Below are 25,673 nucleotides of genomic sequence, written 5' to 3'. Positions count from 1 at the left end.
CATGGCCTTGTTAACACAAGACGAAAGCAAAACGATTATTCAAAACAGCATTTGGCAGCAAAATGCCGCCTTAGGGCAATTTTTGGGCCTGTGCCCAGTGCTGGTGATCTCAAGCAATATTGTGAATGGCGTGTCGCTGGGCTTAGCGACGAGCTTGGTGATGTTGATTTCAAGTGCGGCGATTGCCTGCATTCGCAGCTTGGTGCCCAATGAATTGCGGGCGCCGATTTTTATTTTAATCATCGCCGCCTTGGTGACGATGGTTGATTTATTGATGAATGCCTATGTGCATGATTTATACGTGGTGCTGGGGATTTTTATTCCTTTGATTACCACCAACTGCATCGTGTTAGCGCGAGCTGAAGCGTATGCGTCAAAAAACGGCGTGGCGCAATCGGCGCTTGACGGCGTGATGATGGGGCTAGGGCTCACGCTGGTGCTGGCGATTTTGGGCGCGATGCGCGAGTTAGTCGGCAAAGGCACACTGTTGTCGGGTATTGATCTGGTGTTTGGCGCCAGCGCCAAATCCTGGGTGATTCATGTGATTCCTGCTGAATACAATTATCAATTCTTGCTGGCCATCTTGCCGCCCGGGGCGTTTATTGGCTTGGGTTTTTTAATTTGCGGGTAAACAAGCGCTGGATCGTCGAGCGGAAGCCAAGGCCAAGTTGGCGGCTAAATTGGCATTGCAGAGTATTGCGGCATGAATAAGCAAACTCGCTATACCTTTTATGCGCGTTTGGCTGAGTTAGACCCCAATCCAACCACAGAACTGAATTACACCACGCCGTTTGAGTTGCTGACGGCGGTGTTGCTATCAGCGCAGGCGACCGATGTGGGCGTGAATAAAGCGACTAAGCTGTTATTTGCGGTGGCCAATACCCCCGAGGGGATTTTGGCGCTAGGGCTTGATGGGCTTAAGTCCTACATCAATACCATTGGACTCTTTCACAGCAAGGCCAAGCATTTATTACAAACCTGCCAAATGCTGATCGACTTACACGGCGGCGAAGTGCCGCGAGATCGGGAAAGCTTAGAGGCGCTGCCCGGCGTTGGGCGCAAAACGGCCAACGTGGTGATGAACACTGCGTTTGGTATTCCGACGATTGCGGTGGATACGCATATCTTCCGCATTGGCAATCGCACCGGTTTGGCCAAGGGCAAAGACGTGCGGGCGGTGGAAGATAAATTACTCAAGGTGACGCCGCCAGAATTTTTACTCAATGCGCATCACTGGTTGATTTTGCATGGTCGTTATATTTGCAAAGCGCGCAAACCAGAATGCTGGCGCTGTATTGAAAACGATATCTGCGATTACCGCAGTAAAATTATGACGCCACCGAAAGGCTTTTGATGGGTATATCGATGTGTGCACTGTAAAAAATAAACTGCATCGATATACCGTTAGTGCTTGGGGTGTTAGTTGGTTTGAGATCGTGCTGGGTTTATTCCAAAATCGTACTGAAAATGTAATGCTCGAGTACCAAGCGTTCTGCCGTAGCCAGCGGGATAAACTCCAATCCATATTGAATTGAGTTGTTCGGCGCTTCTGTTTTTTTGATTTTTAACGATGGCACGAATGCTCATCGTATGGTCAATCCCTGCCGCATGTAGTCGCAGCGCCATGCTGATTTCTTGATCCGTAGCTAACTGCAGATTGCTGCCTTCGAGCATGGCTCCGCTAGCTGATAAATTGGTGATTTTTGCGGGTGTGCTATGGATGCCATCGCCGCTAATGCTAGCAATCAAGTGAGTGTTCACCCGCAGGCTGTTTCTGAGCTGCCGAATTTGCAAGCTTTCGGGCCAGCTTAGGTGCAGGTAGGGGAACGGCGAAAAGCAGACTTTTTCAATCACCGCATCAAATGAAATCACATCCTTACCGGCAATGGTTTTGGCTTTAATCGATTGCCCCTCTCGATACGGTAAGACGGCCCCATGGGCATTGAGTGCGCTAATTAAAACACTCATTTTATCGACCCAGCCGATCAGTTTGACCGATTCACTATGATTGAGCGGATCAACGCTCAGCTGAATATGCAGAGCACTGCCGGGAGGCAATTTAAATTGCGCTAAATGGCGTTTGCTTGGTGCGGGTTTGGCGATGACTCGCTCGGCGGGCGGGGTATTGGTGCGAACTCTTGCTCCGCCCTCGGCACCGGCGACTCGAACGCCACGCCACGCTGGATTACGAAACATGCCCAGTTTATTGAGCGTTTCCAGCTGTTTTTCGGTGTGGATGATTTGCCCGGCGCTCAGCAGTAATTGATTCTCGGCATCAAAGATGGCGTAAGGTGTCGGTTCGCCAACAACGAGTTCTTGTGGGCGAAGGGGGACGAGGTCAGATTGGGGCATGCAGTTCACCAAAGATAAGCCATATATAAGATATTCTTGTAATCTAAGTTTGCCTTTACGCCAAGCATCCGGCTGGCGGCGTTGCATTGTAGCGACGTGATACCATCTTATTTCTGTTTAAACCGAGTTTTCCATGCTGCATTTGCTTAATTCTCCTCAGCGCGCTGCCGTGCAATATCTGTCCGGCCCTTGTTTGGTGCTGGCTGGCGCGGGTTCAGGCAAAACGCGAGTGATCACGCAAAAAATCGCTTACTTAATCGAAGAAGCGCAAATGGATGCGCGCAATATCGCCGCGATTACCTTTACCAATAAAGCCGCGCGAGAAATGCAGGAGCGGGTGGCGAGCTTATTGCCAGCGAGTCGTTTAAAAGGTTTAACCGTTTCGACGTTTCATAGTTTGGGCATGAGAATTTTGCGCGAAGAGGCGGCGCACTTAGGCTACAAACCGAAGTTTTCGATTTTGGATTCGGCCGATTCAGCCAAAATTATCGCCGATCAATTGATTACCACTGATAAATCATTGATTCGCGCTACAGTCAGTCAAATCTCCACATTAAAAAGTGATCGAATTTCTCCCACGCAAGCGTTAGCCATCGCCACCTCAGAGGGTGAAGTGCAGTTAGCCAAGTTGTATCGCGCCTATCAAGACACCTTATTTGCTTATCAAGCGATTGATTTTGACGATTTGATTCGTCTGCCGGTGGATTTGTTTGAGGCCCATCCCGAGGTCTTGCAAAAATGGCAGCATCGATTGCGCTATTTATTGATCGACGAATATCAAGACACCAATACCACGCAGTACCAACTGGTCAAACAGCTGACTGAGTTAACCGGGCAATTTACTGCGGTAGGGGATGACGATCAGAGTATTTATGCTTGGCGCGGGGCAAATGTTGAAAATCTGAATTTGCTGCGAATTGATTTTCCTAAGCTGCATGTGATTAAGCTGGAACAAAACTATCGCTCGGTGGCGCGGATTTTACGCTGCGCCAATGCGGTGATCTCAAACAATCCGAAATTATTCGAGAAACAATTATGGTCTGATCTTGGGGTCGGCGATTTGGTGCAAGTGGTCGAAACCAAGGGTGAAGACGATGAGGCCCGCTTAGTCGCCGAACGCTTGAAAATGCACATGGCGCTCAACGGCGCACGAGTTTTGCCGATTATGCGGTGCTATATCGCGGTAATTTTCAGTCGCGGATTATTGAAGCGCAAATGCGTGCTGAAAATATTCCATATGTGATGTCCGGCGGGCAAAGTTTTTTTGATAACGCTGAAATCAAAGACGTGCTGGCGTATTTGCATTTGATTGCCAACGATGATGATGAACCGGCATTTATCCGTGCGGTCACGACGCCCAAACGGGGTATTGGCAATGTCACGTTGGAAAAATTGGGCAGTTATGCCAAAGAGCGGCAAGTTTCTTTGTTTTCTGCCGTATTTGAAGAAGGTTTTGCGCATCAGATTCAACCCGCGCAGCGCGAAATGCTTTATACCTTCTGCCGATTTATTCAGCGGATGCAAGACAAAGTTAAATCAGAACCGGCCGATCAGCTCTTTCGTGAAATTGTGGGGGCGATTGATTTTGAAACTTGGTTGTATGAATCTGAAGAGCCCAAGCCCGCCGAAAGTAAATGGAAGAATATCCTGAGCTTGGGCGAGATGATTAAAAAGAAAGTCGATAGTGCCGGTAGTAATTTGGACGAAATCACGCAAAATTTTGATTTACGCATCATGCTCGAAGGGCGCTCCGAAGACGAAATCGATGCGGTGCGGCTTTCAACGCTACATGCCAGTAAAGGTTTGGAATACCCACATGTGTTTTTAATCGGCTGCGAAGAAGATATCTTGCCGCATCAAAATTCAATTGAATCGGGCATGGTCGAAGAAGAGCGTCGCTTAATGTATGTCGGCATTACCCGAGCACAGCGCAGTTTAACAATTACCTATTGCGGCAAACGCAAACGCGCCGGTGAATGGCAGATTACGCGACCAAGTCGGTTCTTAGATGAATTGCCAGCAGCGGATGTGATGTTTAGCGGGCGTTTAGCCGCCAAATACGAGCCATCACCCGATATTAAGAAAGAACATTCCAGTCTAGCGGCGAAAATGTTAGCGAATTTAGGGGCAAAAACGGCGAAATAAGCATTTGGCGCTATATATATCCGTAATCGAGGCTTGGCATCGTTCTGTTTTTTACGCGGCAGCAGAATTAATGTTGAAATTAGATCGTATGTAATTCAACAACTTAGCACCTTTGTGTGGTTTTCTTTGCAACTAGGTGTTGACGGACTTTAGGTGGGTGGGTATAGTTCGGCCTCTCTGCTGCTGACACAGCAAACGAAACAAGCGGTTTTCCAGCTGGTTTCGGTGTCTAAGCCACTGATCTTTAACAAAATACAGCCGATGAGTGTGAGTGCTTGGTTTGCCAGTCAAACAAGTGCTTACACTCAAGATTTAAAAGAAATCTTGGTTTTTAACCAAGTGTTTCTTTGAGTAATGAGTACTAAGCCAAGTATGTAAATTCAGCTAGATTAAACGAAAGAGTTTGATCCTGGCTCAGATTGAACGCTGGCGGCATGCTTTACACATGCAAGTCGAACGGTAACAGGGTGCTTGCACCGCTGACGAGTGGCGAACGGGTGAGTAATACATCGGAATGTACCCAGTAATGGGGGATAACGCTTCGAAAGGAGTGCTAATACCGCATACGCCCTGAGGGGGAAAGTGGGGGACCGCAAGGCCTCACGTTATTGGAGCAGCCGATGGCTGATTAGCTAGTTGGTAGGGTAAAGGCCTACCAAGGCAACGATCAGTAGCGGGTCTTAGAGGACGATCCGCCACACTGGAACTGAGACACGGTCCAGACTCCTACGGGAGGCAGCAGTGGGGAATCTTGGACAATGGGCGAAAGCCTGATCCAGCAATGCCGCGTGCGTGAAGAAGGCCTTCGGGTTGTAAAGCGCTTTTGTCGGGGAGGAAATCCTAGTGGTTAATAACTACTGGGGATGACAGTACCCGAAGAATAAGGACCGGCTAACTACGTGCCAGCAGCCGCGGTAATACGTAGGGTCCAAGCGTTAATCGGAATTACTGGGCGTAAAGCGTCCGCAGGTGGCTTGATAAGATAGACGTGAAATCCCTGGGCTCAACCTAGGAATTGCGTTTATGACTGTCTCGCTAGAGTATGGGAGAGGGGGGTGGAATTCCACGTGTAGCAGTGAAATGCGTAGAGATGTGGAGGAACACCGATGGCGAAGGCAACCCCCTGGCCTAATACTGACACTCATGGACGAAAGCGTGGGGAGCAAACAGGATTAGATACCCTGGTAGTCCACGCCCTAAACGATGTCTACTAGTTGTTGGGCTTTTCGGAGCTTAGTAACGCAGCTAACGCGTGAAGTAGACCGCCTGGGGAGTACGGTCGCAAGACTAAAACTCAAAGGAATTGACGGGGGCCCGCACAAGCGGTGGATGATGTGGATTAATTCGATGCAACGCGAAAAACCTTACCTGGTCTTGACATGTACGGAATCCTTTAGAGATAGAGGAGTGCCTTCGGGAACCGTAACACAGGTGCTGCATGGCTGTCGTCAGCTCGTGTCGTGAGATGTTGGGTTAAGTCCCGCAACGAGCGCAACCCTTGCCATTAGTTGCTAACATTCAGTTGAGCACTTTAATGGGACTGCCGGTGACAAACCGGAGGAAGGTGGGGATGACGTCAAGTCCTCATGGCCCTTATGACCAGGGCTTCACACGTCATACAATGGTCGGTACAGAGGGTCGCCAACCCGCGAGGGGGAGCTAATCTCACAAAACCGATCGTAGTCCGGATTGCACTCTGCAACTCGAGTGCATGAAGTCGGAATCGCTAGTAATCGCGGATCAGCATGTCGCGGTGAATACGTTCCCGGGCCTTGTACACACCGCCCGTCACACCATGGGAGTGGGTTTTACCAGAAGTAGCTAGGATAACCTTCGGGAGTCCGGTTACCACGGTAGGATTCATGACTGGGGTGAAGTCGTAACAAGGTAGCCGTAGGGGAACCTGCGGCTGGATCACCTCCTTTCAAGAGAAAGATTGGTAGATTAAGTACTCACACTCATCGGCTGTAGATTTGAAGAATGTCGGCTTGACGACATGAAGAAGTACTAAGCAATTAGATACTTTGACATTGAGTTGGTTTGACGACGATATGGGTCAGTAGCTCAGTTGGTTAGAGCACCGTGTTGATAACGCGGGGGTCATAGGTTCGATTCCTATCTGACCCACCAGTATCACGGGGGTTTAGCTCATCTGGTAGAGCACCTGCTTTGCAAGCAGGGGGTGAACGGTTCGAGTCCGTTAACCTCCACCATTGTCTGCTGTAGAAAATAGAATTCTATGTATTGCACGTTGTTGTGTGCAGTGTATTTTATTCTGGTTTCTAAAATTAGAATGATTATTCATTTAATGATTAATTAAATATCGCTCTTTAACAAAATAGAAGAAGTAATTAATTCCAATAAACATTGTAATGGAATTTGATTTGAGAATAACTGCTTGCAGTTGTTGTTGAGTTTAGTTTCAAAGTAAAAATATTGGGTTGATTGTATCTGTTCAGTTGTGCTGGTCTCATGCCAGTGGAACTGAACCGCAAGTGAAATGAGAACTCACTTGCAAGTCGCAAATACGATTTCATTAATCTGAGATACGTTTTACGTGTTTGAGGTTATAGGATCAAGCGAATAAGTGCATCTGGTGGATGCCTTGGCGATGATAGGCGACGAAGGACGTGATAGCCTGCGATAAGCGTGGGGGAGCTGGCAAAGTGCTTTGATCCCACGATTTCCGAATGGGGAAACCCGGCCCTTTTGGGTCATCCTAGACTGAATACATAGGTCTAGCGAAGCGAACCCGGTGAACTGAAACATCTAAGTAACCGGAGGAAAAGAAATCAACCGAGATTCCCAAAGTAGTGGCGAGCGAAATGGGAAGAGCCTGTACGTGATAGCAGTAGACTTAATAGAATGGAATGGAAAGTCCAACCATAGTGGGTGATAGTCCCGTATATGAAAAGTCAATTGTGGTACTAAGCGTACGAGAAGTAGGGCGGGACACGAGAAATCCTGTTTGAAGATGGGGGGACCATCCTCCAAGGCTAAATACTCATCATCGACCGATAGTGAACCAGTACCGTGAGGGAAAGGCGAAAAGAACCCCGGGAGGGGAGTGAAATAGAACCTGAAACCGGATGCATACAAACAGTGGGAGCCCTTGAAAAATGGGGTGACTGCGTACCTTTTGTATAATGGGTCAGCGACTTACGTTCAGTAGCGAGCTTAACCGAATAGGGGAGGCGTAGGGAAACCGAGTCCGAATAGGGCGCATAGTTGCTGGGCGTAGACCCGAAACCAAGTGATCTATCCATGGCCAGGATGAAGGTGCGGTAACACGCACTGGAGGTCCGAACCCACTAACGTTGCAAAGTTAGGGGATGAGCTGTGGATAGGGGTGAAAGGCTAAACAAACTTGGAAATAGCTGGTTCTCCTCGAAAACTATTTAGGTAGTGCCTCATGTATCACTGACGGGGGTAAAGCACTGTTATGGCTAGGGGTCATCGCGACTTACCAAACCATGGCAAACTCTGAATACCGTCAAGTGCGAGCATGGGAGACAGACCTGGGGTGCTAACGTCCTGGGTCAAGAGGGAAACAACCCAGACCGCCGTCTAAGGTCCCAAATGATCAATTAAGTGGAAAACGAGGTGGGAAGGCACAGACAGCCAGGATGTTGGCTTAGAAGCAGCCATCATTTAAAGAAAGCGTAATAGCTCACTGGTCGAGTCGTCCTGCGCGGAAGATGTAACGGGGCTCAAATTGATAACCGAAGACGCGGATATGACCATTTATGGCATATGGTAGAGGAGCGTTCTGTAAGCCTGTGAAGGTGTCTTGAGAAGGATGCTGGAGGTATCAGAAGTGCGAATGCTGACATGAGTAGCGATAAAGGGAGTGAAAAGCTCCCTCACCGAAAACCCAAGGTTTCCTGCGCAACGTTCATCGGCGCAGGGTGAGTCGGCCCCTAAGGCGAGGCAGAAATGCGTAGTCGATGGGAAACAGGTTAATATTCCTGTACTTGATATAAGTGCGATGTGGGGACGGAGAAGGTTAGGTTAGCCAACTGTTGGAATAGTTGGTTTAAGTGTGTAGGCGGGTGTCTTAGGCAAATCCGGGACGCTGTTAACGCTGAGGCATGATGACGATTCACTTAGGTGATGAAGTAACTGATACCCTGCTTCCAAGAAAAGCCACTAAGCTTCAGCTTATATTGAACCGTACCGCAAACCGACACAGGTGGGTAGGAAGAGTATTCTAAGGTGCTTGAGAGAACTCGGGAGAAGGAACTCGGCAAATTAACACCGTAACTTCGGGAGAAGGTGTGCCTTATAGGTGAAGAACCTTGCGTTTGGAGCTATATAAGGCCGCAGAGAAATGGGGGCTGCGACTGTTTATCAAAAAACACAGCACTCTGCCAACACGAAAGTGGATGTATAGGGTGTGACGCCTGCCCGGTGCTGGAAGGTTAATTGATGGGGTGCAAGCTCTTGATCGAAGCCCCAGTAAACGGCGGCCGTAACTATAACGGTCCTAAGGTAGCGAAATTCCTTGTCGGGTAAGTTCCGACCCGCACGAATGGCGTAACGATGGCCCTACTGTCTCCTCCCGAGACTCAGCGAAGTTGAAGTGTTTGTGAAGATGCAATCTCCCCGCTGCTAGACGGAAAGACCCCGTGAACCTTTACTGTAGCTTTGCATTGGACTTTGAAGTGGTTTGTGTAGGATAGGTGGGAGGCTTTGAAGCTGAGACGCTAGTTTCAGTGGAGCCGTCCTTGAAATACCACCCTGACCCCTTTGAGGTTCTAACCTTGGTCCGTTATCCGGATCGGGGACCGTGCATGGTAGGCAGTTTGACTGGGGCGGTCTCCTCCCAAATTGTAACGGAGGAGCTCGAAGGTCGCCTAGGTACGGTCGGACATCGTACTGATAGTGTAATGGCAAAAGGCGGCTTAACTGCGAGACCGACAAGTCGAGCAGGTGCGAAAGCAGGACATAGTGATCCGGTGGTTCTGTATGGAAGGGCCATCGCTCAACGGATAAAAGGTACTCCGGGGATAACAGGCTGATTCCGCCCAAGAGTTCACATCGACGGCGGAGTTTGGCACCTCGATGTCGGCTCATCACATCCTGGGGCTGTAGCCGGTCCCAAGGGTATGGCTGTTCGCCATTTAAAGTGGTACGTGAGCTGGGTTCAAAACGTCGTGAGACAGTTTGGTCCCTATCTGCAGTGGGCGTTGGAAATTTGAGAGGGGCTGCTCCTAGTACGAGAGGACCGGAGTGGACTGACCTCTGGTGTACCGGTTGTCACGCCAGTGGCATTGCCGGGTAGCTAAGTCGGGAAGAGATAAGCGCTGAAAGCATCTAAGCGCGAAACTTGCCTCAAGATGAGATTTCCCTAGGGTTTTAAATCCTCTAAAGAGTCGTTCGAGACCAGGACGTTGATAGGTTGGGTGTGGAAGCGCAGTAATGCGTTAAGCTAACCAATACTAATTGCTCGTGAGGCTTGATCCTATAACCTGAAGCGCGTAGTGCGACGAAGGATATAATCGACCCAAATACGTAGGAATGTACGTAAGTGCATGAATACGAAGACAAATACTGAAACAGTGTGGTTGGAAAGTGTAGTATAATTACTTCTTCTATTGATTTTACGAGTTAGCGTTGTAGGCGGTTGTGAGATGAGGAAATAAGATTCCAAGTCAAGAGCAGAAGCTGAATGCGATAACTCTCGTGTGACTCGAAAGAGTTGCACCAGACAGTTTAATGTCTGGCGACCATAGCGAGGTGGTCCCACTCCTTCCCATCCCGAACAGGACAGTGAAACACCTCAGCGCCGATGATAGTGCGGATTGCCCGTGTGAAAGTAGGTCATTGCCAGACTTCCCTATAGAGAAGCCCGATTCGAAAGAGTCGGGCTTTTTGCTGCGCGTTGTTTCTGGGTTTGTGGTGAATTGAAGATAAGATACCTATGCGTGGTATCGGTAATTGTCAAACTAGTTGTCGCCTCAATCGTTAAATCCTATGCCATCTTTTGCGCCATTTTTTCCCTTACAAGTAAGACCTCTGTATCGGATAGCTTTTCTGGATTCAAATGCACAATTTTCGTCCTTTCCCAGTTGCGCGTTTTGCTTGACCACCGCCGTGGATTCTTAGCTCGCGCCGCTTCATAAACGGCAATTCGTTGCGCCAACAACGCCTGATCTTCGCCAGCATGGCGCTCGGTCGGCGTGACGTATTTTATGCTGCTATGACGATGCTCTTCGTTGTACCAATGCACCACTTGCGTCGCCCATTGCCGTGCCGCCAGTAAATCTTCAAATGGCTTGGGCAACTGCATCGGGCGGTATTTCAGCGTTTTAAATAACGACTCGGAGTACGGGTTGTCATTGCTCACTGCCGGTCGACTAAATGATGCCGCAACCCATAAATTTTGCAGCGTCGCCAGCATCGTCGAACCCTTCATTGAACTGCCATTATCCGAGTGCAATATCACCTGGTCGCGCGCGATGCGTTCACGTCGGCAAATGTCTTGCATCATGTCGCTGGCGTTTTGACTGCTTTCTTCTGCGTATACCTGCCAGCCGATGATTTTTCGGCTGAATATATCGAGAAATATATACAGGTAAAAATACTTTCCCTGAATCGTGCTCGCCAAGTAAGTGATGTCCCAGCTATACAATTGATTCGGTGCGATGGCGCACAAGGCCTTCGGTTTACTGCGCACTTGCGCCGGACGCTCGGCGCGACGATGTTGGAGTTGATCCGCTGCGCGCAGCACCCGATAGAACGTTGATTCTGAAGCAATATAACGTTGCTGATCGGCTAATCGAGGGACTATCTGGCTCGGTGGTAAATGCGCAAATTCGGCGGAATTAGCCACCGCCAAAACAGTCGCTCGCTCGGCTAAAGTCAACTTGTGGACGGGCACTGTCTTCTGCAATGGACGCTGATCAATCATCACCGTATCACCGTCAGTCCAGCGCTGAATCGTGCGGATATTGAAGCCGAGAATAGCGCAAGCCAACGTCTGTCGAGCCCCTGCCAAAATGGCCTCTTGCAGCAAATCAAGGCAAAGCTGGCGCTCGGCCAGCGCCGTCATTCGTCCGCGCCCTCCAGGTAGGCATTGAACTTTTTTTGCAAAATCAGCAGCGCCGCAGCCTCCGCCAATGCCTTGTCTTTGCGGTTCAATTCACGCTGCAACTGTTGATTGGCTTTCTTCAGCTCACGCATCGACTGAACATCGACTTTACTGTTTTGAATGGCTGGCGGAGTACAAAATTCCGCTCGCCACTGACTTAAATGATGGGGAAACAAACCCTGCTGACGGCACCACGCATTGAGCTCAATTTCAGGTAAGCCATGACTCTGTTGCAGAGCCAAAAGGCGTTCCTCAATCGACCAATCTTCAGGTCGTTTCGCGCGCTCAATCGGCGTTGGAATTTGTGTTTTCTTAGCGGCAGCCATCCAGCCCTTCAGGGTAAATTTAGAAAGATTAAGTTCCTGAGCTACCGATTCAATCGTGCGACCTTGGCGTTGATAAACTTTGCTCAAAGCCTGCTGTTTAAAGTCGTCAGAATACGTGATTTTTTGCATGTTGAAGCCTCTGTTTTTTCAAGCCAATGAAAATTCAGAGGCGACAACTAGTCTGACATAGGGGGGTATTTGATCAAAATCCTTTCCAGTTAACAGTCGGATGGATATACCTATTAGTGCTGGAATTTGTTTATTGTCTTGTATGGTTTGTGCGACAATTCAGGGATTCTTTTTGTATTTGGTTGATTCATGACGAGCGCAAGCGTTGCACGAGGTCGGTTTATTTCGGTAGAGGGCATTGATGGTGCAGGGAAAAGCACGCATTTAGCGTGGCTAGCTGCGTGGTTGCTTAAGAAAGGCATCGCATTACAGCAATCAAGAGAGCCCGGTGGGACAAGTTTAGGGGAAAAGCTAAGAGCGCTGCTACTGAATGAGTCGATGTCTTTAGAAACCGAAGCTTTGTTGATGTTTGCCTCGCGGGCTCAGCATTTAACTGAGGTGATTGAACCGGCATTAGCGCGCGGTGAATGGGTTTTATGTGATCGTTTTACGGATGCGACATTTGCTTATCAATGTGGTGGGCGTGGCCTTGATCAGGGCAAGTTTGCGCAGCTGGAAGCGTGGGTGCAAGCACGTGAAACAGGATTAATCGAACCTGATTTGACGTTGATTTTTGATGTGCCTCTTGAAGTGAGTCAAGCGCGAATGGCCAATGGTCGAGTGTTAGATCGATTTGAGCGTGAGCAACACGATTTTCATGCGCGTGTTCGTGCTGCCTATCTTGAGCGAGCCCAGCAAAATCCTCAGCGGATTCGTGTCATTGATGCCAATCGACCATTAGAAGTAATTCAGGCCGAATTGGCGGAAATTTTTGCTGATTATGAATAAAACACCGACTTTATACCCATGGTTACAGACTGCATGGCAAGAGTTGCTACGCGAGCGTGATCGCTGGCCACATGCTTTATTGCTGACGGGTGAACCCGGTATTGGTAAGCGTGCTTTTGCAGTTTATCTCGCGCAATTTCTTCTTTGCGAAGACACACAAAAAATCAACGCAACCTTGCGGTGTTTGCGATGGCTGCCGTTGGTTTTTAGCTGGTAATCATCCGGACTATCGCGTGTTGCAGCCGGAGGACGCTGAAGAAGAGCGCCCAGATGAAACTGAAAGCAAAAAAGCCAAGAAAAAATCAGAAGTTATTCGAGTGGAAGATGTGCGGGCTTTGGCTGACTTCGTCAATCTCTCGGCACATCGACGCAGTGTGCGGGTGACATTAGTCGTGCCGGCCGACACGATGAATGTGGCTGCCGCCAATGCATTTTTAAAAACACTCGAAGAGCCACCTGCTGGCGCAATCTTTATTTTGGTAGCCGATCACTGGCGCCGCTTATTGCCAACGATACGTAGCCGTTGCCGTGTATTTCCTTTGGCGCTACCTGATTCATCGGTGGCGATGCAATGGTTGAATGCCCACGGCGTGGTGAATCCGGCATTGCACTTGGCGCATACCGGCGGTGCGCCATTGGCGGCAATGGATGATGCCGCAGCAGAATGGCTCGCCGTGCGGCAGAACTTTCTAACGCAGATTGCAGAACCGGCGACTTTAGATGTATTAAAACTCTGTACCGAGTTAGATAAAGCCAAACTAGATACCGATTTAGTGATTACATGGCTACAGAAGTGGATTTACGATCTGATTAGTTTGGGCTTGGCGGGGAAAATTCGTTATTATCCAGACTGGCAAGATGCATTAACGCGTCTTGCCCCACGAGCGCCACAGTTGATGCAATACGTGAATCAACTCACTGATGCGCAAAAATTATCTCGTCATCCGCTCAATCAGCGACTGGTTTTTGAAAACCTGCTGTTTGCCTATGTGGATGCCTTACGTGGGCCGTCTCGCCAAGGAAAAATATGAGCGAAGATCCAGTACGCGCAGCCGCCTCTCGTCCTGGCGTGCTGTCGTTAAATATTAAAGAAAAAGCTGCTTTATATGCGTCATATATGCCGTTTATTAAAGGCGGTGGGATCTTTATCCCCACCAATAAGCTGTACAACTTAGGCGATGAGGTTTTTATGTTGTTGGCGCTGTTGGATGATCCGGCGCGGATTGCCGTTTCGGGCAATGTGGTTTGGGTGACACCACCTGGCGCGCATAATAATCATCAGCAAGGAATTGGCGTTCAATTTTCCAGTAATGAAGCGGGCAATTTGGCGCGTGTAAAAATTGAAAATTTACTCGGCGGTTATCTGCAATCAGGGCGGACAACGCACACGATGTAACTGTTTCGGTTATGATTCAAGCCGTGCCTTCTGGTGCGGCTTTTTTATTGAATGAAGAAAAATGATGAAGTTTGTTGATTCGCACTGCCATATTAATTTTGCTGATCTAGCGGCCAATATGCCGCAATTATTAGCCAATATGCAAGATTACGATGTGAGCCATGCGCTCTGTGTCGCAGTTAATTTACCTGAGCTGCCATCGGTACTGGCACTGGCGCAGCAGCATGACAATATTTTTGCCTCAGTGGGCGTGCACCCTGATTACGAAGACACGCCCGAGCCAACGGTCGGGCAATTGGTCGAGCTGGCGCAATCGCCCAAAGTGGTCGCCATTGGCGAAACCGGCTTGGATTATTTCCGGCTAACGGGGGATTTAGAGTGGCAGCGTGAGCGGTTTCGCACGCATATTCGCGCGGCGCGTGAAACGGGCTTGCCGCTGATTATTCATACTCGTGCCTCGTCTGAGGACACTATTCGGATTTTGCGTGAAGAAAACGCGCAAGACGTTGGCGGTGTAATGCACTGCTTTACCGAAAGCTGGGAAGTGGCGCAACAAGCAATGGATTTAGGTTTTTATATTTCACTCTCCGGCATTGTGACGTTTAAAAAAGCCGAAGATTTAAAACAATTGGCACGGCTAATGCCGCTTGATCGCCTGCTGATCGAAACCGATTCGCCTTACCTTGCGCCAATGCCGCATCGCGGCAAACAAAATCAACCGGCTTGGGTGCGCCATGTTGCGGAACATATTGCTGAATTAAAAGGCATTCCACTAAGCGACGTGGCCGAGGCGACCACGCAAAATTTCTTTAAACTGTTTGCTCGTGCGCGCCAACCACAATGACCAGCCTTACCGTAGAAACCATTTTATTGGGCGTAGGCTCCAGTGGCGGCTCACCCGCTTTGGGTTGCCGCTGCCCAACGTGTGTATCTACCGACCCGAAAAACACCCGCAGCCGCGCCTCAGCGGTGATTCGTGCGGGTGGGCAAACTTTTTTGATCGACACCGGGCCAGACCTGCGCAGCCAAGCACTGCGCGAACAGATTTTGCACGTGGATGCGGTGCTGTATACCCATCCGCACGCTGATCATCTGAATGGTATCGACGATTTACGCGCTTTTTGCTGGTTACAAAAAGCCGCCTTGCCGGTGTATGGCAATCGTTTAATGCTCGGCCATATCCGAGAGCGCTTTCCGTATACGCTGTTTAAACCCAATGAATTTTGGGATAAACCGGTACTCACCATTCATGAAGTCGATACTGAGCCATTTCAAGTTGGCGCGGTGACGGTCCAGCCAATACCGCTGATTCACGGCAAATGGCCGATTTTAGGCTGGCGCATTGGCAATGTTGCTTACCTCACTGATGTTTCAGAAATTCCGCCTGAGAGTGAAGCATTGCTGCACAATTTAGACTTATTGTTTTTGGATTGTTTGCGTCATAAAGCGCATCCAACGCATTTATCGGTAGAACAAGCGTTGCAAATTGCCGCTCATATTGCCGCCAAACGCACGGTGTTGATTCATATGACGCATGAATTAGAGTATCACGCTTTAACTGCAACTTTACCCGCTGGTATTGAAGTAGGGTATGACGGTCAACGCATCACCATTTAAACCTTAGCGAGCAATACCCATGGATATCAATGTATTAGGCCAAGCCCTCAAACCTTGCAGCATGGCCCCTTTAACTGGATTTTTCCGTGATGGTTGTTGCCGAACTGATCAAAGTGACGTTGGCGAGCATATTGTTTGCGTGGTGATCAGTACCCCGTTTTTAAGGTTTTCCCAACTGCGCGGCAACGATTTATCCACGCCACGGCCAGAATACGGCTTTGCTGGGCTCAAGCCCGGTGATCAATGGTGTCTTTGCGCGACGCGCTGGCTCGAAGCACTCAAAGCCGGTGCGGCACCACAAATCGTCCTTGCCGCCACGCATGAAAATATTCTCGATTTAATCTCGCTGGAAACGCTGGTGGAGTATGGGATTGATCGGCCCGTGTTTTAAGGATTAGTGCTTAAACATAATTTGAATGCGGATATGGCGCTTTAAGACATAAAGGAGCAGGTCGATGACGCACCCAACGCGCAGTTGGCATCCAAAAAAGCTGCTGAATACCAAATGGACTGCAGTTGTGCCGCAGCAACGCGAGAAGCACTTTCTCGTCGTCAAAGTCGAACTCGATCCGCTGGACGCGCAAAAAGTCGTGCAGGTCACGCTAGAAGCTGTGTTGAGTAAACGGCATTTCACTTTGCATTGGAGCGTGCTGTCGGATGAAACGCAGTGGCGAGTCGGCTGGCTGTAACGCTGCGTTTAGGCTGAAAAAGCAAAATGAAATCGGCCTGATTGAGCGCGTAGGATGGGTGGAGCCCGGATTTTGGACGATACCCATCAAGCGCAATTTGATGGCTATCACTGCGTTCAATCCACCCTACGCCTTGTAGATATTTTCATGCCTTTCGGGATAATTAGGCTTTTAAGCCAGCCACTTCGGCCGCACTCAATTCCCGCCATTCGCCTTTTGCCAATTCACCCAGCAGCAAGCCACCGATCGCCACACGCATCAGGCGTAGTGTGTTGATTTGATTGGCTTCAAGTAGGCGGCGGATATGGCGGTTTTTGCCTTCGTCGAGTACGACTTCCAGCCATGCATTTTTTTCGCCGCTGCGTAACAAGGTCACGCGCTTGGCTTTGAGTGGCGTGCCGTCATCCATGATTACACCCGCTTGCATGGCGGCGATCAGCGCCGGCGTGGCAAGGCTATCGATTTGCACGTGGTAGATTTTGTCCAAATGGCTGGCCGGATCCGTGAGGCGCGCCGCCCATTGGGTATCGTTGGTGAACAGCAGCAAACCTTCGCTGGCTTTATCCAGTCGCCCAACCGGGCCGATGTGCGGCAGCGTCGCGCCAGTGAAGCAGCTAAACACCGTATCGCGGTTTTTCTCATCTTGCGCGCTGGTAATCAAGCCGCGCGGCTTATTAAGCATTAAATAGACTTTCTTTTCAGCGGCAACACTTTGGCCGTTAACGCTGAGTTGATCGCGCTCGAGATCGACGCGGCGATTGATCTCCACGCACACACTTGCCATTCACGCTCACCGCGCCTTGTAATACCAAGGCTTCGGCTTCGCTACGCGAACAAAAACCAAGCTTAGATAAAGCCCTTGCTAGACTGGCTACTTGGGTATTGCCTTGTGGCGCTTTATTTTTAAAGCCTGCAGATAAAATACGTCTTAGCTTTGGTTTTTGGTTTAGCGGGGGTCATGGCATCGATTCATAAAACAATCATCTATTTTAGCTTGAGTTCAGTTTGAAAGGGGTTTCGTATGCTGATAAGGATAGGCTGTCATTGCGGGCCAAATAGTCGCTGACAGGTGTTCGTCGTATACTGACTAAGGTCGGCGAAAATGGATGCAAATATGAAAGTATTGCTGGTTGAAGATGATCCTATGATCGGCGCAGCGATTCAAATGGCGTTGCAAGATGCTGCTTACGCCGTGGATTGGGCGCATGATGGCGAGGCTGCGATGGCGGCGTTAAATGTGCAAAGCTATGAAGTGATGTTGCTGGATGTTGGCTTGCCACGCTGTAATGGCTTGGAGGTACTACGCTGGGCGCGACAAAATAATCATGCCTTGCCGGTTTTGTTGGTGACGGCGCGAGATGCGGTGAATGATCGAATCGCTGGCCTTGATTTGGGCGCCGACGATTATGTGGTTAAGCCATTTGAAATGGGCGAATTGCTGGCGCGCATGCGGGCAGTGGTGCGCCGCAAAGCGGGTAATGCCAGCCCGATTTTAAATAATGGCGTGTTATTTTTGGACCCGAGCTTGCGTGAAGTGCAGTGCGCCGATAAAACCGTACGCTTATCGGCAAGGGAGTTTTCTTTATTGCAGGCATTATTGCTGCGCCCTGGGGCAATTTTGTCGCGTGAAGAATTAGAAGATCGAATTTATGGCTGGAATGAAGAAGTAGAAAGCAATGCGGTTGAATTTTTGATTCACAGTCTGCGGAAAAAACTCGGCGCTACGGCGATTAAAAATATTCGGGGAATGGGATGGATGGTTTCCAAAGCAAATTAACGTCGTCGCTGCGCTTTAGATTATCGCTGTGGCTATCGCTGGCGATTATTCTGGTGGCGGTCGCTGCGGGATCGTTGTCTTTTTTTACCGCATTTAAAGAAGCCAAAGTGCTGCAAGATGATCAATTGCGGCAAGTGGCGGCCTTGGTTGACGAGCATGGCTTGCCCGTTGAGCCGCCCGACTTAAGTCGAGAAGACAAAGAAGCCGACCCTGATCTGAAATTGATTATTCAAACTTTGGGCGACAGTGGCGCTGGCACTGGCGGCGAGAAGATCGCCTTGCCCGCCAATCTGCTGCATGACGGGATTCAAACCATTGTGCTCAATGGTGAGCGTTGGCGGGTATTTGTGCGTACTTTGCGCTCTGGCGAGCGTTTGGCGGTGGCGCAACAATCAGAAATCCGCGATCAAATCGCGACCGATAGTAGTTACCGAACGGTGTTGCCCTTGGTGGTGTTAATTCCGATATTGACCGCCTTGATTAGTATTATGGTCAGTAGCATGCTCAAACCGATTACGCGGCTTTCGCATGATGTCGATAGTCGCGCAGAGCAAGATTTGCGGCCATTGGCTGCGCACCAGATTCCAGATGAAATTCGTCCTTTTGTGGCATCCATCAATCGCTTATTAGAGCGCGTTGCGCAAAGCGATGGATTTACAGCGGCGCTTTGTCGCAGATGCGGCGCATGAACTTCGTTCACCGCTGACGGCGCTGTCATTGCAGGCCCAAAATGTGATGGCGACCGAATTATCGAGCGAAACGCAAGCTCGCTTGATTCCTTTGCAGCAAGGAATTGATCGCGCCAAAAATCTACTTGAGCAATTGCTGGCTTTTGCGCGTAGCCAAGCGTTGATGAAATCGGCAGTTACGCCGATTTTGTTATTACCGATTATTCGTGAACTCCTCGAAGAGATTGCCGCACAAGCAGAAGCAAAAAACATCGATCTGGGGGCCAAGGTAGATGAGGGTCTAAGCCTACTGGCGCATGATTTAGATATCCGTACTTTGCTGCGTAATTTATTGGATAACGCGGTGCGTTATACCCCGCAAGGTGGCGTGGTTGATCTAACTGCCTATCTGCACGCCGGTTTTTTATGTATTGAAATCGCGGACAGTGGGCCAGGGATTAGTGATGTGGAGAAAATACAGGTTTTTGAACCATTTCATCGTATTTTAGGGCAAGAGGCAGAAGGAACAGGCTTGGGCTTGGCGATTGTAAAAAACACGATTGAGCGTTTGCAGGGGCAAATTGAATTATTGGATGCGATGCAGGGTACTGGACTCATTGTAAAGGTGCGCATACCGCTCAGTTAAATACCGTTTACATTTGGTTACACCTCAGCTGGCTGGGCTAAGTATTCACTAAGTTTACAAATTTATAGTGCGAGCTAACACGAAGTTCGTGTTTCCTAACTCTGTTTTGACAAGGTGATGACCATGAAAAAAATTCTTGCTCTTGTAGTTGCTAGCGCTTTTGCATTGACTGCCGCATCTGGCTTTGCGGCTGAAGCTGTACCGGCTAAACACCACGCAACAAAACATCATTCACAAGCAAAAAAAGTAAAACCAGCCGCAGTTCAAGAACAAAAAGCTCAAGCTAAAAAAGCATCGCATGTAGCATCAGCGGCGCAAAAAGCCCAAGCTAAAAAAGCATCGCATGTAGCATCAGCAGCACAAAAAGCCCAAGCTAAAAAAGCATCACATGTCGCTTCAGCAGCACAAAAAGCTCAAGCTAAAAAAGCATCACACGTAGCATCTGCAGCGCAAAAAGCCCAAGCTAAAAAAGCTTCAGACTCAGCATCTAAAGCATCTGCAGCTAAAAAACACGCCATGTAATTTGAGCTGTTTGTCAGATTGAGTTTAAAAAGAGCGCGCATGCGCTCTTTTTTGCCGTAATTCGTGGTCTTTTTGGTGCTTTGCTGAATATTTGTCCCTGCAATGGGATCGGAGCGCTAAAATAAAATGCTGATTGGTTCTGGACGGGCTTAGCCCGCATTATGGAAAATTTCTTTTTAAGCCTCATCGCTTTGGCGTTGGTGCTGCTCAATGGTTTTTTTGTTGCCGCCGAATTTGGCTTGGTTAAATTGCGTGCTACTCGCGCTAAGGGTTTAGCCAAAATCTATGGCTGGCGCGGGCGAATTCTCGCCAAAGTGCATAGTCAACTGGACGCTTATTTATCGGCTTGCCAGCTCGGGATCACCTTAGCATCGCTCGGTTTAGGTTGGATTGGTGAACCGGCATTCTCTCGCTTACTTGAGCCCCTCTTTATGGTACTGGGCGTTGAATCGGCGGCCTTGATTCATAGCGTCTCCTTCTTTTTTGCCTTCACTTTAATTTCATTTTTACATATCGTCGTTGGCGAATTAGCGCCTAAATCATTGGCCATCCGCCGCCCTGAAGTCGTGGCGCTATGGACTTCGGTTCCCTTGTATTTCTTTTATTGGCTAATGTATCCAGCGATTTGGTTGCTCAATCACAGCGCCAATAGTTTGTTACGCCAATTGGGTTTGGATGGGCATTCTGGTCATGAAAGTCATTATTCAGCCGATGAGTTAAAAATGATTTGCGCGCGGTAACGGCGATGGCAATAGCCGCGAAGAATGGAATGTCGTTGAGCAGTCATTGGATTTTGGCCGACTGAAAGTCGCCGATTTGATGCGGCCGTTTCATGAGGCAGCGGTGCTGCATAGCAATGTCTCGCTGGCCGAAAATTTACAAGTCATCGCCACGCAACGCTTTAGCCGCTATCCCTTTGTGAATGAAGACGGTGAAGTGTTGGGGATTATTCATTTAAAAAATCTATTTTTGGCCGAGTTGCGCCACGCCGACGTATCCGATTTAAGCGATTACGTGCGCCCAGTGGAACAAGTCACGCCAGAAACGCCGGTGCTAGAATTGTTTCGCCGCTTTCGCGAAGGCGCGCCGCATTTTGCTATCGTCACCTACGCCGATGAAGCGCAGCCGATGGGCTTTGTCACGCTGGATAATTTGATGGCCGCGCTGGTCGGCGAAATCCGTGATGAATTTCGGCAATCGCGCAATGATTGGTTAGAGCAAGACGACGGCGCGCTGTTGGGCAAAGGCAGTTTATCGCTGTATTCGCTGGGCCGAATGCTGGGTAAAGACATCGATCACCCGGAAGCGGAAACTGTCGGTGGTTTGATTCAATGGAAACTTGGCAATCTACCGGTCGAAGGTGAACGCATCGAATTTGATGGCTTTACCATCGTCGTCAAAAAAATGAACGGCCCACGGATTGTGTTGGTGAAAGTGATGCCAGCGACCAAGTCTGAAGGCAGTGTGGGTGATGATTAATGGGTATTTGTCTGTAGCCTTTGTTGATCAATAGCTGCCGCTGAATACATTACACGGGCGGGTTAGCCGAAGGCGTAACCCGCCAAGATTATGGCATATCAAAATTTCATTTTAGCGTGGATCTCTACTGGCCTTATAGAGTTATTATTGATGTGTTTTTTCGTAATAGGCTTTAAACATTATTTTCATAAATTTTTACAGTTGATATTAATTTATCTGAATGCGTGTAGATATCATCGAGTGATTCAATAGAATAGCGGGTTTCATTTTTTTCAGAATCGAAAATACCAATATACTTTTGATTTCTATTGAAATGTAAGCGACAAAGTGGTTTTCTATTGTTGTCATCAAGTAAAACTCCGAAGTAACTTTGAGTATCACGTTGAATAATTCTTTTTGAATCAATGATCGTACGAAGGATCGATTTTACAATATGAAATCCTTCTAATTCTTCTTGAGTTGTAACAATCAAACTTTCTATTTTTTCTTCAATCGAATCTGTAGGGTTTTCTATCACAGGTAAATCAACGTAGCTTGGAGTCGCTACTCCACTCATCGCTGACTTTAGGCGATCATTAACTTGATCATTTAAAAATTGAGTCAATGCTTTTTTAGTCAACTCATTAAATTGTTCTTTAACTTTTTGAGTTAAAGGTCCTTCATATACTTGTGCAGCAAAAAATCTTACGAAATTCTCTCCAGGCTGAGTGAACTGAGTGGAAATTATTTTTTTTTTATTTGGCTTACATACTTAAGTTCACCTGCTGCACTAATGATGGACTCAACGTCAAATGTCGCCTTAGTTAATTTTTGCAGTTCAGGGGCAATAAATTCATCAATATTTAGCAAGTCTAATTCTAGAAATGGCTTCTCATCCATTTTTATTTGGAGAATCTAAGTCTGTATAAAACTTATAAACTTGTCCATTTGTTAGAATGGCAATTCTAGCATTTGTTACATGGAAATAACGAAATAGCTGCGCGGCATGATTTATATTTAGAGGCTCACCAATTTTTTTACATTCGACCAAAATCTGCACTTCGCCATTTTTGAAAATAGCGTAATCAATTTTTTCTCCTTTTTTTGTTCCTACATCACATACATACTCAGGAATTACTTCCGTTGGATCAAAGACATCATATCCAAGTACCGAATTAATGAACGGCATAACAAATGCATTTTTTGTTGCCTCTTCAGTTTGAATTGCCGCGCCTTGTTGGCGAATTTTTTCAGCAAGAGCACTTAACCGTCTAAGAAATTCCATAAAGCCCCACAGGTTATGTCGTGAAAATGAAAACAAGCAAACTCGAAGCTGACGATTGTATATAATTTAAGCCTGCATGACATTTGAATGGTGCACTCAAAGCGCCCCATAGCCGCCATATGTTGTATATAAAACCGCCAGATCATCGTCCGGCGGTTTTGTTGTTTACTTCGCGTGCTCTACCACCACGCACTGATACACCCCGCCAAAAATCGTCTTTTTCTTCCAAGTGAATTTGGCCGCATCAGTGGCGTAGTGCTGAATTTCATTTTCCCATAAGGCATTGGCAAACGGTTCGAGCAGGTGGTTGACGAGCTTGAGGATGTAGCGAATCGGTTGCCATTTTTTGGGATTGTGATAATCGACAAAAATGGCTTTGCCGCCAACCGGTAATTTAGCCAGCATATGATTGACGATTTCATATTTTTTGTCGTCGGGCACTTCGTGTAATAAGAAAAAACTGCAAATTAATTGATAGTCGCCACCGATGCCAGCAAAACCCGCCGCGTCGCTGCGAATGACTTTGGCCCAATCCATGTCTTTTAATTTTTTGCTGCCGTGTTCAATTTGGATAGGGGTGATATCGGTTAAATGAAATGCGCCTGCGGGGCCGACGCGTTGGGCGGCGCGGCGGACTAAATCACCATAAACATGGGCTAATTGCCAAACGCGCATGCCGGGTTGGATTTCATCCAGATAGCATTTCATCAGTCGCTGATCGTTTAAAAACAGCAAAATACGCACCACGATATTGCGATCTAGTGCTTTCACCCATTTCGGATCAACATAGGCCCAGTCATACACTTCGGTCATGTATTCAGGCACGCCGTCGTAATAGGGATCGGTAATCAGTTTCGGATGATTTTGGGTCATGGCGGCAATTCCTTAGGCGACGGATCTCTAGATCAACGCTATCTAGACTAAGTCAAAAGAGGTAGATGGAATTTGCTTTAAACCAAATTCATTATGAATAAGCGATAAGAAAAATTGGTTTTGCGGTTGGTAATACTGGCGTTTTATTTTTATTTATTCGCGGGTGGTTTGGATTGATTTATAGGGTATATTTAAATCTAAGCGTTGAATTTGTTGGGCTTTATTGAAATACTCTTATGGGATGTTTTGATTTGTGGCGCTGTTTTTTTCTTGTCAGGGTTTATGCTAGGTGTGAAAAATACCTATTACGCTAAAATGCTGCAGCTGAAATTGGCGAATTCCCGTAGATTGTCGCCCTAGTTGAATGTTGTTTGAGGCTTTGCATGATTTGTAAAAACGTTGAACCGAGCTTGTTGTGGCAGCACTTTGCCGTGTTGTGTGCTTATCCGCGACCATCGCATCATGAGGCGGCGTTGCGAGCGCAGATCCAAGCTTGGGCTAGTCAATTGGGCTTAAGTCATGAGCTCGATGCCGTTGGTAATTTACTGATTCGCAAGCCCGCAACGCCGGGGATGGAAAATCGTCTGGGCGTGGTGTTGCAAGGTCATTTGGATATGGTGGCGTTAAAAAACGAAGCCGTAGTGCATGATTTTTTGCAAGACCCGATTCAAACCTATATTGCCGATGGCTGGATGCATGCCAAGGGGACGACGCTTGGCGCAGATAATGGCATTGGTGTTGCTGCCGCATTGGCAGTGCTAGAAAGCCAAGATCTAGCCCATGGTCCACTTGAAGTGTTGCTGACCATCGATGAAGAGTCGGGCATGAGTGGCGCCAAAGGTTTGCAGCCCGATTGGTTACAAGGGCAGCTGCTGTTTAATTTAGATACCGAAGACTGGGGCGAGTTGTACGTTGGCTGTGCGGGTGGGATTGATATCAGTGTGGGGCAAACTTTACATCCCGAGCCAATGCCTGCGGGCTGGGTGGTGCGTGATTTAGCGTTAACCGGTTTGAAGGGCGGTCATTCTGGGGTTGATATTCATCTTGAGCGGGGTAATGCCATCAAGCTCATGTCCCGTCTATTGTTCCAAGCAATACCTTTATTTGATTTGCGCTTAGTGAGTTTGCGTGGTGGTTCATTACGTAATGCTTTACCGCGTGAAGCGTTTGCGCGGATTGCGATTCCGGCGTGTGATGCGGCGAATTTTGCGGCATTTGCCGCACAATGCTTGGCCGAATGGCAGCAAGAGTTACAAGGCGTTGAAACCGATATCGCCCTGCAACTGGCCGATGCGCAAGCAGAGCAGGTGCTCAGCACCGCCGATAGTGCCAAAGTGGTGAACTTATTAATGGGTTTACCGCACGGCATTCGCCGCTGGAGTACTGAAGTGGCGGGCGTAGTGGAAAGCTCGAATAATCTGGGGGTGCTGCAGTTTGATGGCCGGCGTTTTGATGCGGTGTTAATGGTGCGCTCTTTAACAGAAACCGGCGTAACCGAATTGGTACAAACCATTCGGGCGATTGCGCGCTTAGGTGGATTTGCGGTGGAAAGTAGCGGAGCCTATCCCGGTTGGGCACCTAATTTGCAATCGCGGGCGTTGACCGTGTTGCAAGAGACTTACCAAGCGATGTATGGCGCAGCGCCAAAAGTGAAAGTGATTCATGCCGGTTTAGAATGCGGCTTGATTGGTAAAGCGTATCCCGCATTAGATATGGTGTCATTTGGGCCGACGATTCGGGGCGCGCATTCTCCGGATGAACGTGTTGAGATTGCCTCGGTGACGCATTTTTGGGCTTTATTGACGGCCAGTTTGGCGGCGGTGCCCGTGGCAAATTAACGCCGATGTGGTGATTGAGACGCAAAACCCT

General features: G+C 48.4%; 24 protein-coding genes, 2 tRNA genes, 3 rRNA genes and 2 pseudogenes. 23 read left to right on the top strand and 8 right to left on the bottom strand.

Annotation, left to right across the window (positions count from 1 at the left end):
• Position 1 precedes the first annotated feature (1 nt).
• Positions 2–631, top strand: coding sequence for an electron transport complex subunit E (locus tag GKO28_RS06080; protein WP_182075692.1), 630 nt, complete (start codon positions 2–4; stop codon positions 629–631).
• A gap of 72 nt (positions 632–703) precedes the next feature.
• Complete coding sequence (nth, locus tag GKO28_RS06075; protein ID WP_182075691.1) at positions 704–1,354, top strand: endonuclease III; 651 nt, start codon at positions 704–706, stop codon at positions 1,352–1,354.
• A gap of 65 nt (positions 1,355–1,419) precedes the next feature.
• Here the strand turns inward: nth and GKO28_RS06070 are convergent, their stop codons facing one another.
• A complete protein-coding gene (locus GKO28_RS06070; RefSeq protein ID WP_182075690.1) occupies positions 1,420–2,352 on the bottom strand; it encodes a flagellar brake protein in 933 nt (310 codons plus the stop codon).
• A gap of 133 nt (positions 2,353–2,485) precedes the next feature.
• Between GKO28_RS06070 and GKO28_RS22695 the strand changes: the two are divergent.
• The 6 genes and pseudogenes from GKO28_RS22695 (at position 2,486) to rrf (ending at position 10,332) form a co-directional block, all read left to right on the top strand.
• Positions 2,486–4,497 (top strand): annotated as a pseudogene (locus GKO28_RS22695) (UvrD-helicase domain-containing protein).
• Between the two features lie 391 nt (positions 4,498–4,888).
• Positions 4,889–6,422 (top strand): 16S ribosomal RNA (locus tag GKO28_RS06060).
• A gap of 128 nt (positions 6,423–6,550) precedes the next feature.
• Positions 6,551–6,627, top strand: a tRNA-Ile gene (locus tag GKO28_RS06055).
• Between the two features lie 7 nt (positions 6,628–6,634).
• A tRNA-Ala gene (locus tag GKO28_RS06050) sits at positions 6,635–6,710 on the top strand.
• A 360-nt stretch (positions 6,711–7,070) separates the two neighbouring features.
• Positions 7,071–9,963: ribosomal RNA gene (locus GKO28_RS06045) — 23S ribosomal RNA — on the top strand.
• 255 nt (positions 9,964–10,218) lie between these two features.
• Positions 10,219–10,332 (top strand): 5S ribosomal RNA (gene rrf, locus GKO28_RS06040).
• The 16S, 23S and 5S rRNA genes sit together here with 2 tRNA genes alongside, the layout of an rRNA operon.
• Before the next feature lie 139 nt (positions 10,333–10,471).
• Here the strand turns inward: rrf and GKO28_RS06035 are convergent.
• Positions 10,472–12,045 (bottom strand): annotated as a pseudogene (locus tag GKO28_RS06035) (IS3 family transposase).
• Positions 12,046–12,234: 189 nt separating this feature from the next.
• Here GKO28_RS06035 and tmk point away from each other — a divergent pair.
• From tmk to GKO28_RS05995, 8 genes are all read left to right on the top strand, one after another.
• Positions 12,235–12,873 (top strand): dTMP kinase, encoded by a 639-nt coding sequence (tmk, locus tag GKO28_RS06030; protein ID WP_182075689.1) that lies wholly within the window; start codon positions 12,235–12,237, stop codon positions 12,871–12,873.
• Positions 12,866–13,090 carry a hypothetical protein gene (locus GKO28_RS06025; protein ID WP_247646707.1) on the top strand — a complete coding sequence of 75 codons (225 nt, stop codon included), beginning with the start codon at positions 12,866–12,868 and terminating at the stop codon, positions 13,088–13,090. The genes tmk and GKO28_RS06025 overlap by 8 nt, the downstream gene beginning before the upstream one ends.
• Positions 13,091–13,106: 16 nt before the next feature.
• Positions 13,107–13,904: a DNA polymerase III subunit delta' C-terminal domain-containing protein gene (locus GKO28_RS06020; protein WP_374220713.1), complete on the top strand. Its 798-nt coding sequence runs from the start codon at positions 13,107–13,109 to the stop codon at positions 13,902–13,904.
• Entirely contained in the window at positions 13,901–14,269 is a 369-nt protein-coding gene (locus GKO28_RS06015) for a PilZ domain-containing protein (RefSeq protein WP_173532396.1), read from the top strand. The genes GKO28_RS06020 and GKO28_RS06015 overlap by 4 nt, the downstream gene beginning before the upstream one ends.
• Positions 14,270–14,333: 64 nt before the next feature.
• Positions 14,334–15,113, top strand: a complete 780-nt coding sequence (locus GKO28_RS06010; RefSeq protein ID WP_182075687.1) for a TatD family hydrolase — start codon at positions 14,334–14,336, stop codon at positions 15,111–15,113.
• Positions 15,110–15,886, top strand: a complete 777-nt coding sequence (locus tag GKO28_RS06005; RefSeq protein WP_182075686.1) for an MBL fold metallo-hydrolase — start codon at positions 15,110–15,112, stop codon at positions 15,884–15,886. Before GKO28_RS06010 ends, GKO28_RS06005 begins: the two co-directional genes overlap by 4 nt.
• 19 nt (positions 15,887–15,905) lie before the next feature.
• Positions 15,906–16,277 (top strand): DUF2237 family protein, encoded by a 372-nt coding sequence (locus GKO28_RS06000; RefSeq protein ID WP_182075685.1) that lies wholly within the window; start codon positions 15,906–15,908, stop codon positions 16,275–16,277.
• Positions 16,278–16,341: 64 nt separating this feature from the next.
• Positions 16,342–16,575 carry a TIGR02450 family Trp-rich protein gene (locus GKO28_RS05995; protein WP_182075684.1) on the top strand — a complete coding sequence of 78 codons (234 nt, stop codon included), beginning with the start codon at positions 16,342–16,344 and terminating at the stop codon, positions 16,573–16,575.
• A 163-nt stretch (positions 16,576–16,738) separates the two neighbouring features.
• Here the strand turns inward: GKO28_RS05995 and GKO28_RS05990 are convergent, their stop codons facing one another.
• Together GKO28_RS05990 and GKO28_RS22690 are read right to left on the bottom strand one after the other, a co-directional pair.
• Positions 16,739–17,359, bottom strand: a complete 621-nt coding sequence (locus GKO28_RS05990; protein ID WP_203563958.1) for a pseudouridine synthase — start codon at positions 17,357–17,359, stop codon at positions 16,739–16,741.
• Complete coding sequence (locus GKO28_RS22690) at positions 17,295–17,498, bottom strand: S4 domain-containing protein (protein ID WP_203564298.1); 204 nt, start codon at positions 17,496–17,498, stop codon at positions 17,295–17,297. The genes GKO28_RS05990 and GKO28_RS22690 overlap by 65 nt, the downstream gene beginning before the upstream one ends.
• Before the next feature lie 191 nt (positions 17,499–17,689).
• Between GKO28_RS22690 and GKO28_RS05980 the strand changes: the two genes are divergently transcribed.
• From GKO28_RS05980 to GKO28_RS19375, 6 genes are all read left to right on the top strand, one after another.
• Positions 17,690–18,352 (top strand): response regulator transcription factor, encoded by a 663-nt coding sequence (locus GKO28_RS05980; RefSeq protein WP_182077408.1) that lies wholly within the window; start codon positions 17,690–17,692, stop codon positions 18,350–18,352.
• Positions 18,328–19,041 (top strand): hypothetical protein, encoded by a 714-nt coding sequence (locus GKO28_RS05975; protein ID WP_182075683.1) that lies wholly within the window; start codon positions 18,328–18,330, stop codon positions 19,039–19,041. Before GKO28_RS05980 ends, GKO28_RS05975 begins: the two co-directional genes overlap by 25 nt.
• Entirely contained in the window at positions 19,001–19,666 is a 666-nt protein-coding gene (locus tag GKO28_RS05970) for a HAMP domain-containing sensor histidine kinase (protein ID WP_182075682.1), read from the top strand. Before GKO28_RS05975 ends, GKO28_RS05970 begins: the two co-directional genes overlap by 41 nt.
• A gap of 123 nt (positions 19,667–19,789) precedes the next feature.
• Positions 19,790–20,188, top strand: coding sequence for an acid-shock protein (locus tag GKO28_RS05965; protein ID WP_182075681.1), 399 nt, complete (start codon positions 19,790–19,792; stop codon positions 20,186–20,188).
• Positions 20,189–20,349: 161 nt separating this feature from the next.
• Complete coding sequence (locus GKO28_RS19380) at positions 20,350–20,928, top strand: CNNM domain-containing protein (RefSeq protein ID WP_247646399.1); 579 nt, start codon at positions 20,350–20,352, stop codon at positions 20,926–20,928.
• Between the two features lie 46 nt (positions 20,929–20,974).
• Complete coding sequence (locus tag GKO28_RS19375) at positions 20,975–21,667, top strand: transporter associated domain-containing protein (protein ID WP_247646398.1); 693 nt, start codon at positions 20,975–20,977, stop codon at positions 21,665–21,667.
• 172 nt (positions 21,668–21,839) lie between these two features.
• Here the strand turns inward: GKO28_RS19375 and GKO28_RS05955 are convergent, their stop codons facing one another.
• From GKO28_RS05955 to rquA, 4 genes are all read right to left on the bottom strand, one after another.
• Complete coding sequence (locus GKO28_RS05955) at positions 21,840–22,286, bottom strand: hypothetical protein (protein ID WP_203563957.1); 447 nt, start codon at positions 22,284–22,286, stop codon at positions 21,840–21,842.
• A 104-nt stretch (positions 22,287–22,390) separates the two neighbouring features.
• Complete coding sequence (locus GKO28_RS05950; protein ID WP_203563956.1) at positions 22,391–22,546, bottom strand: hypothetical protein; 156 nt, start codon at positions 22,544–22,546, stop codon at positions 22,391–22,393.
• The gene (locus GKO28_RS05945; RefSeq protein WP_203563955.1) at positions 22,539–22,931 is read right to left on the bottom strand and encodes a type I restriction endonuclease; all 393 of its coding nucleotides are present in this window, start codon (positions 22,929–22,931) and stop codon (positions 22,539–22,541) included. The genes GKO28_RS05950 and GKO28_RS05945 overlap by 8 nt, the downstream gene beginning before the upstream one ends.
• A gap of 165 nt (positions 22,932–23,096) precedes the next feature.
• Positions 23,097–23,804 (bottom strand): rhodoquinone biosynthesis methyltransferase RquA, encoded by a 708-nt coding sequence (gene rquA, locus GKO28_RS05940; RefSeq protein WP_182075680.1) that lies wholly within the window; start codon positions 23,802–23,804, stop codon positions 23,097–23,099.
• A gap of 383 nt (positions 23,805–24,187) precedes the next feature.
• On the opposite strand from rquA, the gene GKO28_RS05935 reads away from it, so the two are divergent.
• Positions 24,188–25,642, top strand: a complete 1,455-nt coding sequence (locus GKO28_RS05935) for an aminoacyl-histidine dipeptidase (protein WP_182075679.1) — start codon at positions 24,188–24,190, stop codon at positions 25,640–25,642.
• The last annotated feature ends 31 nt before the right edge of the window (positions 25,643–25,673 follow it).

The organism is Deefgea sp. CFH1-16 (assembly GCF_016881365.1).
Classification (GTDB): Bacteria; Pseudomonadota; Gammaproteobacteria; order Burkholderiales; family Chitinibacteraceae; genus Deefgea.
This window is presented reverse-complemented; position numbering and strand designations above follow the sequence as displayed.

Bases quoted from the DNA above. Each gene is read 5' to 3' on its own strand.
- GKO28_RS06080 (WP_182075692.1), top strand. From the start codon at position 2: ATGGCCTTGTTAACACAAGACGAAAGCAAAACGATTATTCAAAACAGC.
- nth (WP_182075691.1), top strand. From the start codon at position 704: ATGAATAAGCAAACTCGCTATACCTTTTATGCGCGTTTGGCTGAGTTA.
- GKO28_RS06070 (WP_182075690.1), bottom strand. From the start codon at position 2,352: ATGCCCCAATCTGACCTCGTCCCCCTTCGCCCACAAGAACTCGTTGTT.
- tmk (WP_182075689.1), top strand. From the start codon at position 12,235: ATGACGAGCGCAAGCGTTGCACGAGGTCGGTTTATTTCGGTAGAGGGC.
- GKO28_RS06025 (WP_247646707.1), top strand. From the start codon at position 12,866: ATGAATAAAACACCGACTTTATACCCATGGTTACAGACTGCATGGCAA.
- GKO28_RS06015 (WP_173532396.1), top strand. From the start codon at position 13,901: ATGAGCGAAGATCCAGTACGCGCAGCCGCCTCTCGTCCTGGCGTGCTG.
- GKO28_RS06010 (WP_182075687.1), top strand. From the start codon at position 14,334: ATGAAGTTTGTTGATTCGCACTGCCATATTAATTTTGCTGATCTAGCG.
- GKO28_RS06005 (WP_182075686.1), top strand. From the start codon at position 15,110: ATGACCAGCCTTACCGTAGAAACCATTTTATTGGGCGTAGGCTCCAGT.
- GKO28_RS06000 (WP_182075685.1), top strand. From the start codon at position 15,906: ATGGATATCAATGTATTAGGCCAAGCCCTCAAACCTTGCAGCATGGCC.
- GKO28_RS05995 (WP_182075684.1), top strand. From the start codon at position 16,342: ATGACGCACCCAACGCGCAGTTGGCATCCAAAAAAGCTGCTGAATACC.
- GKO28_RS05990 (WP_203563958.1), bottom strand. From the start codon at position 17,359: ATGGCAAGTGTGTGCGTGGAGATCAATCGCCGCGTCGATCTCGAGCGC.
- GKO28_RS05980 (WP_182077408.1), top strand. From the start codon at position 17,690: ATGAAAGTATTGCTGGTTGAAGATGATCCTATGATCGGCGCAGCGATT.
- GKO28_RS05975 (WP_182075683.1), top strand. From the start codon at position 18,328: ATGGATGGTTTCCAAAGCAAATTAACGTCGTCGCTGCGCTTTAGATTA.
- GKO28_RS05970 (WP_182075682.1), top strand. From the start codon at position 19,001: ATGGATTTACAGCGGCGCTTTGTCGCAGATGCGGCGCATGAACTTCGT.
- GKO28_RS05965 (WP_182075681.1), top strand. From the start codon at position 19,790: ATGAAAAAAATTCTTGCTCTTGTAGTTGCTAGCGCTTTTGCATTGACT.
- GKO28_RS19380 (WP_247646399.1), top strand. From the start codon at position 20,350: ATGGAAAATTTCTTTTTAAGCCTCATCGCTTTGGCGTTGGTGCTGCTC.
- GKO28_RS05950 (WP_203563956.1), bottom strand. From the start codon at position 22,546: ATGGATGAGAAGCCATTTCTAGAATTAGACTTGCTAAATATTGATGAA.
- GKO28_RS05945 (WP_203563955.1), bottom strand. From the start codon at position 22,931: ATGGAATTTCTTAGACGGTTAAGTGCTCTTGCTGAAAAAATTCGCCAA.
- rquA (WP_182075680.1), bottom strand. From the start codon at position 23,804: ATGACCCAAAATCATCCGAAACTGATTACCGATCCCTATTACGACGGC.
- GKO28_RS05935 (WP_182075679.1), top strand. From the start codon at position 24,188: ATGATTTGTAAAAACGTTGAACCGAGCTTGTTGTGGCAGCACTTTGCC.